The sequence below is a fragment of the Kitasatospora sp. CM 4170 genome, assembly GCF_032110285.1.
Lineage (GTDB): Bacteria > Actinomycetota > Actinomycetes > Streptomycetales > Streptomycetaceae > Kitasatospora > Kitasatospora aburaviensis.
The window spans coordinates 7,699,913-7,712,015 of the sequence record NZ_CP134877.1; the positions used below are offsets into that span (position 1 = coordinate 7,699,913).

Consider the following 12,103-nt stretch of genomic DNA (forward strand, 5'->3'; position numbering starts at 1 on the left):
TGCGCAAAAGACAGGGTGTTCAACAAGTCCAGAGGCTGGACTTTCACCGTCAAGTGGGGCGACCTTGAGCTGAACGCCTGCACGGGGGGTGACTGACACGGGATGGAGGACCAGCTCGGCGCGCTCGGCCTGGTCCTCAATGCCATCGTGCTCTGGACCACGAAGTACATCGACGCCGCCGTCGCCCAGCTGAAGGCCGAGGGCCACGAGATCCGCGACGAGGATGTTGCCCGGCTCTCCCCGCTCAAGCACAAGAAGCTCAACCTGCTCGGCCGCTACAGGCTTTACCGCCGGCGTCCCGTCCGCCGGCGCCCTGCGCCCGCTGCGCGACCCGGAAGCGCCGGAGCCGGACGAGGACGACGAGGTAGAAGGCTTCTGAAACCTAACTCGCGGTCACCCCGTCACTTCCGCAGCAACACCTGGTTGCGGCCGGGTCCGCATGCCCCAGCGGGCAAGAGATGGACCGACAGCGCCCAGTGCCGCGAAGAACACCGCCAGCAGCAGCCAGCCTGTCGTGCCGAGGCCGAGTACCACCGTGGTGAGGATCGCGGGGGCGAGAGCCTGGCCCGCGCTGAAGCCGAGACCGAAGACACCTTGGTACTGGCCCTGTGCGTGGTCGGGGGCAAGACCGAAGCCCAGGGCGAAGGCCGCCGATGACTCCCACACCTCTCCCAGACTGTGGACGAAGATCGCGGCCAGGACCAGTCCCGCCGCCGCCCAGACAGGGGTGTACGCCGCCAGTGCCATCATCGGGCAGCTGACGAGGAAGAGCAGCCCCGCCGTGCGAAACGCCAGGCCGCCATCGTGCGGGGTCTCGATACGCGAGCCGATCCCGGTCTGCATCAGCACACAGAACAGGGAGTTGACGGCGAACAGCGCGGCCACCATCCAGCGCGGCGCCTCGGTGTGCTCGGAGATCCAGATCGGCAGGAGTAGTGAGACCACCGGGTACTGCAGTCCCATGGCCCCGTAGAGGGCGGTGAACGCGAGGAAGGGACGATCCGCGAGGACGGGCCAGCGCCGCTGTTGCGGTGGTGCTGCCAGTACCGGATAGCGGGGCAGCAGGAGCAGAAGCACCGCGCACAGGGCGAAGCTCGCCGCGTTGCCGAGGATCAGCGTGACATAGGCGCCGCGGGTGTTCGCGGCCAGCGCCAGCCCCGCACCCACCGTTCCCAGGACGACGCCCAGGTTGACGAACGTGCGCAGCTTGGCACGGAACAGGGCCGGGCGCTCACCCCCGACCCGGACCACCAGCGCGCCCCACGCCGCCCCACCGGCCGCTGCGGCGATCTGGTCGACCGTCGCGATGATCGTGAGCGCGGCCCAGCTCTCGACGAGGACGAGGGCCGCCATCGACACGGCCTGGACCGCGAGGGCCGACATCATGATCGTGCGAGCCCCTCGCCGATCTGCGAGATGCCCGCCTGGTATCCCCGCGCACAGACCGATCACTCCGGCGATGGTAAGCGCGGCACCGACCTGCACCGCAGGCAGGCCCACGACCAAGGTGAAGTAGAGCGCTGACGCGGCGTTGAACAGACCATTGCCGACTCGGTTGACGAAACTGGCGGCGACCAGCACGCGCTCCGGCCTACTGTCCCCCGCCAACCGGCCTATTCGACCCGTCAAGTTGCCCTTGATCATGGATGGCACGCTAACAGCGGTCGCTGATCCAGCGGAGGTAACGCCGAGATCACGTGCTCTGGTTCCGCCATCGATGTTCCCCGAGGCCGTAGTTGGGGCGTCAGACGGGCGGGACGACCGTATGGGGCGGCAGGGCTCGGTGCGAGGGTTCCCGCAGCGATGACGCCCACCACTGCCCACTCACCGGGTTGATGAAACGACAAGCTTCCACACTCATCGGGCGAGTGGAATCGCCGCGTTCCAGAGCTCGTCGAAGCGGCGGATTCGATGGTTCACCCGGTCGGGGCGGACCGCCAGCCGGGTTCCGGCGATCGTCAGCCGCCCGCCTCGGTCCAGGGCGGGGGCCGACGACACTTCGTAGCTGAGCGCCTGGTCGAACAGGATGAAGTCGAACATGGGATCCACCCGGGAGGAGGCGGCCAGTCCGCTGGAGCGCATCACCCGGACGTCGATGCCGAACTCGGACTGTTGGCGGCACACCCTCTCGATTTCCTGGGCGGCCGCCGGGTCGTCGCCGTCCAGGATGAACACCCGGCGCACCGCCACGCCGCGCCGGGAGGCCTCGCCCTGAAGTGCCAGGTAGCGCAGGCCGAGCGGGGAGTCCCAGAACTCGGAGTCAGCCGCGGCGCTGGTGGCGTCGATGCTGCTCGCTGCGGCTCCGGTCAGCGACAGCAGCCAGTCCTGGTCCTCGCCGTCGTACGATGCCTCGCCGGCGTGTAGCTCCCTCATCAACTTACTGAGCCGCCGGATCTCCTGTTCGAGGAAGGCGTACATCACGGTCGGTCCTTCCTGGCTGAGCTCCGAGGCGTGGTGCAGCAATCGGATCACCGTCGCGGTGTCGAGCCGGGAGGACCTGAGCAGCTGCATCTGTCGGGAGTCCTCATTGACGCCCGCAAGGCCGCTCTGCAGCACGTTCTCGACGGACAGCAGTCGGCGTTCGAAGTCGACCAGGAACTGGACCATCAGCAGTGTGCCGCCGACGAATGAGGAGAGGACCAGGTTGGTGCTCTGCGGCTGTTCCGTTGCGTTGGTGATCAGGAGGGCGATTCCGCCGCCCGCCAGCGAGACGAGGATCTTCCGGACGATCGGAGGTACCCGGACCATCGGAGGTGTCGCTGTTTCCTGTGCCATGCATTCCCCCAGGTGTGAGTCGGCCGGTACGAGCCGGCGGGCGGTCCGACCGGCCGCGAGGTGATCCGGTCACTGGTCCTCTGCACGCTCAGCGCCGCGGTGCAGCCACGGTGATGTGCTGAATCCGTCCCCAGCGGCGTGAGTTCCGCAGCCACCAGGCCGCCCGGTGTCCGGGTGGCGGCCTCGCCCGGCCGAGGGTCGGAGTACTGGAGCAGGCGGGTGCGGATCCCGCCGGCGGGCCGGGACGGCTGAGGTGCGGTCACGACGGCCCGTAGAAGACGTAGTCGACCCGACGCGCGATCTCCTCGGGGAGGGCGAGGTCCTCGAGGGCGGCCTGCTCGGCCATCTGCTCCAGAACCGTCGGCTCCGGTGCCCACCGGTCCAGGATCACCCTTACGGCGTGCTCGACCGGCAGGAACGCGGATGGCAGAACCGAGCAGGTGCGGTACGCGGTGAACGGCGCTGCCCCGGGCCGGAGTTGTATCAGAGCCGGAAGGTCGCTCCAGGATTCCGGAAACTCCCCGGCGGCGGGAACGGGCTTCAGTGCTGCCCGGCCCCGGTCCCGCAGCAGACCCAGCCGCAGGAGCTGCCAGACGGCGGCCAGGAAGCTGCAGGACCACCTCCGGCCGCTGCTCCCCTCGCGCCACAGCTCGACGTCGAGATGGACCGAGTGGCTGTGCCTGTCGGTCGCCCGAAGGGGGCGCCGGACGGGCCCGGCACAGGTCGACTCCACCGGTCCGGCAATGGGCGAGCGTTCACCGTTGCTGAGCCAGCCGCTCTCGGCTGTCGGGGGGCGACATCCGTTGCGGCCGGGCGGCGGGGCGGGCGCCAGGCGCGATTCGACCAGCCGGGCCGGGTGGACGGCTCCCGCCTCGGCGAAGGCCGACTCCCGGGCCAGGTAGTCGACCGCGAGCCCGGCATCGGCGGCGACGCCCAGGAGTTCCGGCAACAGCTCCTTCGGGAGAACGCGTCGGACGGAGCGGTCGTCGACCAGGAAGCATGTGCTGATCCTGGCCACGGCGCCGGTCTGTGCAGCGGACACCTGTCGGGCCGCGTCGACCCAGGGGGCGATCCGGTCGAACTGCTCGCGCAGGCGCTCGGGCCCGGCCGCCAGATCGTCCCGGTAGAAGTGACCCAGTTCCAGCGAGAGGTGGGAGAACGACGGCGCTGTCGGCCTCGGCAGGTGGTCCGGGCCCGGGAATGCCGTGTGGGCCGGGTGCTCCGTGGTGCGGTCGTTCACGCCCGGGCCTCCCGGTGCCGATGGTCGACCGATTGGGCTGTAACCCCTGTAGCCCCTGCCGTCCCGTCGGCGGTCCGGGCGGCAGGAATACCGCCGGTCGGTTCACGGCGCCGGTCGCCGTCCCGGCAGCTGTAGCGAAGGAACGGCTTCCGGATCGCTGGGAGTTGACCGCTCGGCTGGATCCGCACCCCTCACCCGTTTCCGCCCCAGTGCCAGGAGCATGCCGGTGTAGCCGGTCCGCAGCGGACCCGCCCCAGGAGGTTCTATCCGGATCACTCCTAGATCACTCGCAGCCTGGCTCGAGAGAGCGGCGAATACGTCGTCGGGGCCGATGGCACAGGCAGGGAACCGCAGGTCACCGACGTCGTAGCCGAGCGAATTCTCCATGAACGCCACCGCGAACGGGGCGCCGGGCATCAGTGCCGCGGTGAACCGGTCGAGCGCCGCGGAAAACTCCCCGCGGTCCCCGGACACCGACTCGGCGACGAAGAACATCGTCCCGATCTCCGCGCTGTCCACCGGCAGGTCGGAGAAGAGGTTCCCGCCGACCACCCGTGCGATCCGCGCGAGCCGCCCCCGCGGGTCCGTGACGGACCGGTAGGCGGGATGCTCGCTCAGCACGTGCCAGTACTCGTCCCAGTTCTCCGAGAACTGTCCGACCTCCCGCTGGAGCCAGTCCACGTTCCGCTTGCCGTGTTCGAGGAGCGTGATCCGGGAGCACCACGGCAGCATGGCGAGCGCAGGGTAGAGGTTGCTGCCCGAGCCGACGTCGATGCCCCGCAGGGTCCTGATCGCACGGCCCGCGATCATGCCGCTGAAATGATCGCGGACGGCGGCTAGGATCTGTCTGTCGTCAGCGCGCAGCGGCCAGTAGTTGTACGTGGCGTACGACTCCGGGTCCAAGGCGTCCCAGGGGAGTTCGCGGTTGGTTGTGGGCATGGTTTCGAGAGGCTACCAAGGCCAGGTGATGGCTGTGCACCACGGCGTCCGACCCACCGGTCCCGCCGGGATGTCCGTGCGGTCCGCTACCGAGCAGGACCTCTCGGAACTGGTCCGGATGGACCACAGGCTCTTCCCGGACATGCCCTACCCGTACTTCGCATTGCGGCAGTTGTTCGAGCTTTACCGTGACCGGCTCCTCGTCCTCGACCACGACGGAGAGCTCGCCGGGTACGCGCTGTTCGCCACCACCGCGGACGGCGCCCGCAGCTGGGTGCTGGCTCTCGGGGTCGTTCCCGGTGTTCGAGGGCTCGGGTACGGACGCCGGCTGATGGCGCAGGGCCTGCGCCGCCTCGCCGATGACGGTGTACGCGAGGTGATGATCACCGTAGCCCCGGGCAACGCTGCGGCCTGCGGTCTGTACGAGTCGCTCGGCTTCGTTCAGGTCGATCACCGGGTCGACTATTTCGGTCCCGGCGCCGATCGGCTGATCATGCGAATGTCACTTCCCGGGTGGCACATCGAGTAGGGGAGTCCGGCGACCGCCCACCTGGCGTGGCCCCCCTGCGGTCGGTGCGGGCTCCGGAGCCGGTCGTCACTCCGTGCGACCTCGACGCCGAGCCTCGCTGACCTGATCGCCACCCAGCGAGCCTATCGCCCAAGGTGGTTGGCCTCCGGTTGCTGCGGGATGTAGGGCCTCTCGGCAAAGGCCGAGAGGCCTCTGGACGACGCGGCCAGCAGCTGCGCCTCGGACATTGCGCAAAAGACAGGGTGTTCGACAAGTCGACAGCCCATCGCCAGTGGTTCAACCCTCGGCCTGTTGCGCGGCACTGGCCACCGTGCGAACCCGGGCGCGACGGGGATCTCGGTACCCCGCAAGACGGAGGTGGGCACGGCTTCGAGCCGCCGTCGGTGATCAGAGCTGCGTGCGGCCGACGTGTCCAACGGCCCGAGATCGGAACGGCGGCAGCAACTTGTGGGGATCCGACCATCTGAGCCTCTCCGCCGGATAAGTTGTCGATCTGTGGAGCGACGACCCATCAAACTCGTGGTCGATGTCCTGCTCATGGTGATCGGGACCCTGCTGGGCATGGCGACTAATTACGCGACCGGCCAAACGGACCACGTGCCGCTGCCGCTGCGGCTGTTGCGGGACTGGTCGGTGCCGTTGATCGGCGTCGCGTTGGTCCTTCTCGTCGGGGGCCAGATCGCGCTGCACCTCCTCGACCGGCCGGCGCCGGTGCGCCGGATGTGGGACCGGGCCCAGCCTCCGTACCCGGGCCTGGAAGCCTTCACAGAGGGCGACGCGGCCGTCTTCTTCGGGCGGGACCGGGAGATCGCCGACCTGGTCGGACGGCTGCACCCGGCGGCGCCGAGGCGGGCGCAGCGGTTCGTGACCGTGGTTGGGCCGTCGGGCAGCGGCAAGTCGTCGCTGGTGCGGGCCGGGCTGCTGCCGGCGTTGGCCCGGCGGCGGGGACGCTGGGCGGTCGCAGCACCGTTTTCGCCGGGGGTGGACCCGGTCGGCACCCTGCGACAGCGGCTGGCCCGACTGTCGGCCGAACGACCCGCGTTGCTCGTCATCGACCAACTGGAGGAGTTGCTCACCCTGTCCGGGCCCGAGGAGCGCGACGCGTTCCTCGCCGCCGTACGGGACGCGCTGCGCCGTGACCCGCGGTTGTGGATGGTGGCTACTTTGCGCTCGGACTTCCTCACGGGGTTCCTGGAGTCCGGCTTCGCCGAGCTGGTGCGCGAGTCGACCATCGTCGGCACGCTCGCTCGGGACGCGCTGTACGAGGTCATCGAGAAGCCCGCCGAGCAGGCCGGGCTGACTTTCGCGCCCGGCGTCGTAGCCCGCATGGTCGACGACTGCGGAGGCGGCGACGCGCTGCCGCTGCTCGCCTACACGCTCCAGGAGTTGTACCTGCGCGCCGGAGGGTCCGGCGGGACGGTGACCGAGGAAACCTACCGCGCCCTCGGTGGCGTCGCCGGAGCTCTGTCCGAGAGGGCCGACCAGATCGCCGCCGAGCTGGCGGACGCACCCGTGATCCCCACCCTGCTGCGGTTCGTCACCGTCGACGGCAACGAGGCGACCCGTCGGCGGGTCCGACGCGGCGACCTCGCCCCGCATGAGCAGGAGGTCGCCGACGCCTTTGTCGCCGGACGCCTGCTCACCAGCGACGGGGGCGTACTGGACGTGGCGCACGAGGCGCTGTTCCGCCAGTGGGCGCCGCTGCGCCAGGCGGTCGTCGCGCGTACCGAGGACTTGCGCCGCCGCACCGAGCTGGAACGCTGGGTGCAGGACTGGGACCGCGCGGAGCGCCAGGACGCGTACCTCCTCACGGGGGAGCGGCTGTCTGTCGCCCGGCGGTGGCTGGCGCAGTCAGCGCGGACGGTCGGCGCGACGCCGCTGGTCGAGGAGTTCGTGGACCGGTCGCTACGAGCGGACCGGGCGGCGATGGAACGTGCCGCGGACGCGGTGGCCGTCCGGGCCCTCGAACGCCTGGACACGGAGCCCGAGACCGCCGTGCTCGCCGCCCTTGCGGCAGTCGAGGAGTGCGCGGCCACACGCGGCGCGGTCCAGGCGCTGCACACGGCCCTGGACGCCTCACGGTTGCTCGCGGTGCTGCGCGGCTTCGAACGCGGCGCATCCGCGGTGGCCTGGTCGCCGGACGCTCGGCTGCTGGCCGTGTCGAGCGACGACGGCACCGTCCGCGTGTGGTGCCCGGAGGGTGACGACCAACCGGTCGTGCTCTCGGGGGACGGTGCCTGGATGCAAGCGGTGGTCTGGGCCCCCGACGGGCTCCGGCTCGCCGTCGGCTGCAGGGACTCCACCGTCCGTGTCTGGTCCACGGACACCTGGGCCGAACTGGCCGTGCTCCGCCACACGGCGGCGACCGGCGACCGGGAGGAGGGGGTCGGCGGTGTCGCCTGGTCATCCGATGGCGCCCGCCTCGCGTCCGTCGGCAGCGACCGCGCCGTGCGGATCTGGGACACCGACACGTACGCCGAACGCGCGGTGCTGCGCGGGCACGAGCGCATGGTCTGGAGCGTGACGTGGTCACCGGACGGTGAACACCTGGCCAGCGGCGGAGAAGACGGCACGGTGCGGGTCTGGGCTTCAGCCACGGCAGCCGTCGTCACGGTGCTCACCGATCACCGGAACAACATCGAGTCGGTCCGGTGGTCGCCGGACGGCCGTCGGCTCGCTTCGGCCTCCGGTGACCGGACCGTTCGGATCTGGGACACCGTCGGATGGGAGGCGCAGCGGACGTTGGAGAACCCGGAGGTCATCAACTCCCTGGCCTGGTCTCCGGACGGCACCCGCCTTGCCGGTGGTGACGCGAACCGTACGGCCCACGTATGGAGCCTCGACGGCAGCAGTGGGGATGTTCGGCTCACCGCCCACGCGGACACCATCTACGGTGTCTCGTGGTCGCCTGACGGGAGGCGGCTGGCGAGCGCCTCCCGCGACCGGACCGCGGCCGTGTGGGACGTCAGCGAATCGACCGATGTCTTCGGCGGCCAGGCCGATGCGGTCCTGCAGGTTGCCTGGGCGCCCGATGGGACGCGCATCGCCTCCGCCTGCCAGGACGGCTCCGTGCGTATCCGGGACATCGCCACCGGCCGTACGACCCGCCTCCGGCGCGGCGGTGAGTTGTCCGCGGTGGCATGGGCCCCGGACGGCACTCGGCTGGTCACCGCTCTGCGCGATGGTGCAGCTGTCGTGTGGCGGGCGGACGGCAGCGGCGATGACATCGTCCTGAACGGGCACGCCGGCGAACTGTCCTACGTCACTTGGTCCCCCGACGGCAACCGCATCGCCACCGCCTCCCGCGACGGCACGGCTCGCATCTGGGACGCCGCCACCGGTGCGACCGTTCACATCCTGCGCGGCCACGCGGACTGGATCGGCGGTGCGGCCTGGTCACCGGAGGGCCGCTACCTCGCCACGTCCAGCACGGACCGCACCGCCATCGTCTGGGACGCCACCGTCGGCACCCCCGTCACCACCCTGCACGGCCACCTGGACCACGTCTGGAGAGTCCACTGGTCACCCGACGGCCGCCGCCTGGTCACCGGCTCCCGCGACCACACGATTCGCCTGTGGGACCCGTTCGGCGGCACCGAACTCGCCGCCATGGCCGGCCACGAGGGCCCGGTCCAGGACGTCGCCTGGTCACCCGACGGCACCTGCATCGCGTCCGTGTCGCGTGACCGCACGGTCCGACTCTGGAATCCGGACACCGCCACCCAGGTCGCCGTACTCGGCGTCCACGCCGACTGGAGCAGCAGCCTCGCCTGGCACCCTGACGGCACGCGCCTCGCGACCGCCTCCCGCGACCGAACCGTACGCATCTGGACCTTGGCCGGACACGACGTCGACGACCTGCTGCGGCGCGCCCACAAGAGGGTGTTCCGGGAGCTCGGCACCGAGGAGCGCCGCGCATTCCTGCTGCCGGACAAGCGCTGACACCCACGTTCCGCCCCTGCCCCCTTGAAAGAACTGGTCCCGGGTCTCCGGGGCAGGGCTGCGGCGTTCTCGTGGGGCGTCCGGTTGCGGGCCCCTCGACCAGCGGAAGCCCTCCGCGGGCCGGAGGGGCTATGGTCGAATACATGGGAGAGCGACAGGTCGCACCCATGGCGCCGGACCTGGTACTGACGACTGCCGGCGACTCGCGGGTCCTCACCCCGAGCCGCTCGTACCACGTCGGCCGCGACCCGGTCAGCGAGATCCCGCTCAGTGACCCCCGGGTGTCATGGCACCACGCGGTGCTGCACCTCGGCGACGGACACTGGATGCTGGACGATCTGGACAGCGACAACGGCACCTGGTCCGGGGGCCGCCGGATCTCGCGCCTCGATCTCGGCGACCTCGGCACCGACAGTGTCATCCGGTTCGGCAGCCCCGGCGACGGCCCGGAGGTGGAGCTCACCGTGGCACCCCCGCAGCAGTCCGCCGTCCCGCGTCCCACTGCGCTGACCGCGATCACCGGTTCGTACCGGCCGCCCACCAGCATCCACCCGCTGATCGCGCGCACCCTGCGGATCGGCCGTGCACCCGACAACGACCTGGTCCTGGCCGACCTGGAGGTTTCCCGCCACCACGCCGAACTGCACACCACCGCCGACGGCCGGTACGCGATCACCGATCTGCACAGCCACAACGGCACCTACCTCAACGGTCAACCGGTGGTGGAGGCCGTGATCGGCCCGGGAGACCTGCTGGGCATCGGCCACTCGGAGTTCTGCCTGGTCGACGGCGAACTCCAGGAGTTCGTCGACACCGGCGACATCACCCTCGACGTGGCCGACCTGGTGGTCACGGTCGGCGACGGCCGGCTGCTCGACGGGATCAGCTTTCCGGTCGGCCAGGACTGCCTGCTGGCGGTCACCGGTCCGAGCGGCTCGGGCAAGTCGACCCTGCTGAACGCGCTCACCGGGCTGCGGCCCGCCGACGGTGGCACGGTGCGTTACGACGGTCGCGACCTCTACCGCGACTACGCCGAACTGCGCCACCGGATCGGCTTGGTGCCGCAGGACGACATCCTGCACACTCAGCTGACCGTCCGGCGCGCGCTCGGCTACGCCGCCGAACTGCGCTTCCCCGGCGACACCGGGGCGGCCGAGCGGAACGCCCGGGTCGACGAGGTGATCACCGAACTGGGCCTGGAGAAGCGGGCCGACCTGGTGGTCGCCAGCCTCTCCGGCGGCCAGCGCAAGCGGGTCAGTGTGGCACTGGAACTGCTCACCAAGCCGTCGCTGCTCTTCCTCGACGAGCCGACCTCCGGCCTGGACCCGGGGATGGACCGCTCGGTGATGCAGATGCTCCGGGACCTGGCGGACGACGGCCGCACCGTCGTCGTGGTGACGCACAGCGTGCTGAGCCTCGATCTCTGTGACCGTCTGCTGATGCTCGCCCCGGGCGGTCGCACCGCGTACTACGGACCGCCCGGCGACGCTCTGGAGTACTTCGGGTGCTCGCAGTGGCCGCAGGCGTTCGAGAACTTCGAGACCCAGGAGGACCGCGACTGGATGGGCGAGTACCGGGCTTCGCCCGCGTACCGCCGGTACATCGAACCCATGGAACGGCCCCGAGCCCCGGTCGCGCCGTCGGGGCCGGCCGAGACGGACGGGGTGCCGCCACCGGGGGCGGCCGAGCGGAGCGGTGTGCCCTCTGCGCCGTCCGGGCAGCGCAGCCTGAGGTCCCCGCTGCCCGCGCGACGCCGTGCCCGGCCCGTACCGGCCAAGCCGCCCCCTCAGCCGCAGCGCTGGGACCGCCAGTTGGGCACCCTGGTGCGCCGCTACACCGCCGCACTGGCCGCCGACCGCACCTTCGTGGTGATCATGATCGCGTTGCCGTTCGTGATGGGCGTGTTGGCCCGGGCGTTGGCCGGCGGCAAGCTCACCGACAGCAGTGTGTTCAGTGCGCTGTTGATCCTCTGCGTCGGCGGGGTTCTCACCGGTGCCGCCAACGCGGTCCGCGAGCTGGTCAAGGAGCGGGTGATCTACCGGCGGGAGCGCGCCGTCGGGCTCTCCAGATCGGCGTACCTCTGCTCGAAGGTGGTGGTGCTCGGCACGGTCACGGTGGTTCAGGCCGTGGTGCTCACCATGGTCGCGTTGGCGGGAGTGCGGCTCAGACCCGAGGGCGGCAGCGGGGTCTTCCTGCCGCCGCTCGTCGAGATCGTCATCGTGATGGCGCTGCTCGCCTTCGCCGGAATGATGCTGGGACTGCTGGTCTCGGCGCTGGTCGGCAAGGAAGAGGCCACCATGCCGTTGCTGGTGCTGCTGGCCATCGTGCAGGTCGTCTTCACCGGCACCCAGCTGCGCCTGTACGGGGTGCCGGGACTGGAACAGCTCTCCTGGCTGGTGCCGTCCCGCTGGGCGATGGCGGCGATGGCCGCCACCGTCGATCTGCACGCCATCTCGCCCGGCAACGACCTGGCGGCCGATCCGCTGTTCCGGCACAGCACGGGGACCTGGCTGCTGAGCACCGGAATGCTGCTGGTGCTCAGCCTGGCCTACGGCCTGGTGGTCTACTGGCTCCTGCGGCGGACCGAGCCGGCGGTCATGCGCCGGGCCCGGAAGGCCGGCTGACGGACCCGCTCCGGCCCGGGCGGCGGCCGCCGAGGCGTGTGATCCGGCGGAGTC

7 protein-coding genes and 1 pseudogene are annotated in these 12,103 nt (G+C 70.6%); 4 read left to right on the forward strand and 4 right to left on the reverse strand.

The features are described from left to right. Positions 1-99: 99 nt before the first annotated feature. A pseudogene (locus tag RMN57_RS37145) lies at positions 100-379 on the forward strand (Tn3 family transposase); the annotation flags it as partial. Between the two features lie 14 nt (positions 380-393). Here the strand turns inward: RMN57_RS37145 and RMN57_RS32390 are convergent. From RMN57_RS32390 to RMN57_RS32405, 4 genes are all read right to left on the reverse strand, one after another. Continuing rightward, a complete protein-coding gene (locus RMN57_RS32390) occupies positions 394-1,644 on the reverse strand; it encodes an MFS transporter (RefSeq protein ID WP_313766847.1) in 1,251 nt (416 codons plus the stop codon). Between the two features lie 213 nt (positions 1,645-1,857). Then, complete coding sequence (locus RMN57_RS32395) at positions 1,858-2,775, reverse strand: DUF6879 family protein (protein WP_313766848.1); 918 nt, start codon at positions 2,773-2,775, stop codon at positions 1,858-1,860. Between the two features lie 259 nt (positions 2,776-3,034). After that, positions 3,035-4,015: an SCO2522 family protein gene (locus RMN57_RS32400; RefSeq protein WP_313766849.1), complete on the reverse strand. Its 981-nt coding sequence runs from the start codon at positions 4,013-4,015 to the stop codon at positions 3,035-3,037. Between the two features lie 102 nt (positions 4,016-4,117). Continuing rightward, entirely contained in the window at positions 4,118-4,954 is an 837-nt protein-coding gene (locus RMN57_RS32405; protein ID WP_313766850.1) for an SCO2525 family SAM-dependent methyltransferase, read from the reverse strand. Positions 4,955-4,982: 28 nt separating this feature from the next. Between RMN57_RS32405 and RMN57_RS32410 the strand changes: the two genes are divergently transcribed. From RMN57_RS32410 to RMN57_RS32420, 3 genes are all read left to right on the forward strand, one after another. Further along, a complete protein-coding gene (locus tag RMN57_RS32410; RefSeq protein ID WP_313768045.1) occupies positions 4,983-5,483 on the forward strand; it encodes a GNAT family N-acetyltransferase in 501 nt (166 codons plus the stop codon). Positions 5,484-5,978: 495 nt separating this feature from the next. Next, complete coding sequence (locus tag RMN57_RS32415; protein ID WP_313766851.1) at positions 5,979-9,425, forward strand: AAA family ATPase; 3,447 nt, start codon at positions 5,979-5,981, stop codon at positions 9,423-9,425. A gap of 143 nt (positions 9,426-9,568) precedes the next feature. Continuing rightward, positions 9,569-12,049, forward strand: coding sequence for an FHA domain-containing protein (locus tag RMN57_RS32420; protein ID WP_313766852.1), 2,481 nt, complete (start codon positions 9,569-9,571; stop codon positions 12,047-12,049). Positions 12,050-12,103: the final 54 nt, after the last annotated feature.

Coding starts and splice junctions, on each gene's coding strand:
- RMN57_RS32390 (WP_313766847.1), bottom strand. CDS start 1,644: ATGATCAAGGGCAACTTGACGGGTCGAATAGGCCGGTTGGCGGGGGAC.
- RMN57_RS32395 (WP_313766848.1), bottom strand. CDS start 2,775: ATGGCACAGGAAACAGCGACACCTCCGATGGTCCGGGTACCTCCGATC.
- RMN57_RS32405 (WP_313766850.1), bottom strand. CDS start 4,954: ATGCCCACAACCAACCGCGAACTCCCCTGGGACGCCTTGGACCCGGAG.
- RMN57_RS32410 (WP_313768045.1), top strand. CDS start 4,983: ATGGCTGTGCACCACGGCGTCCGACCCACCGGTCCCGCCGGGATGTCC.
- RMN57_RS32420 (WP_313766852.1), top strand. CDS start 9,569: ATGGGAGAGCGACAGGTCGCACCCATGGCGCCGGACCTGGTACTGACG.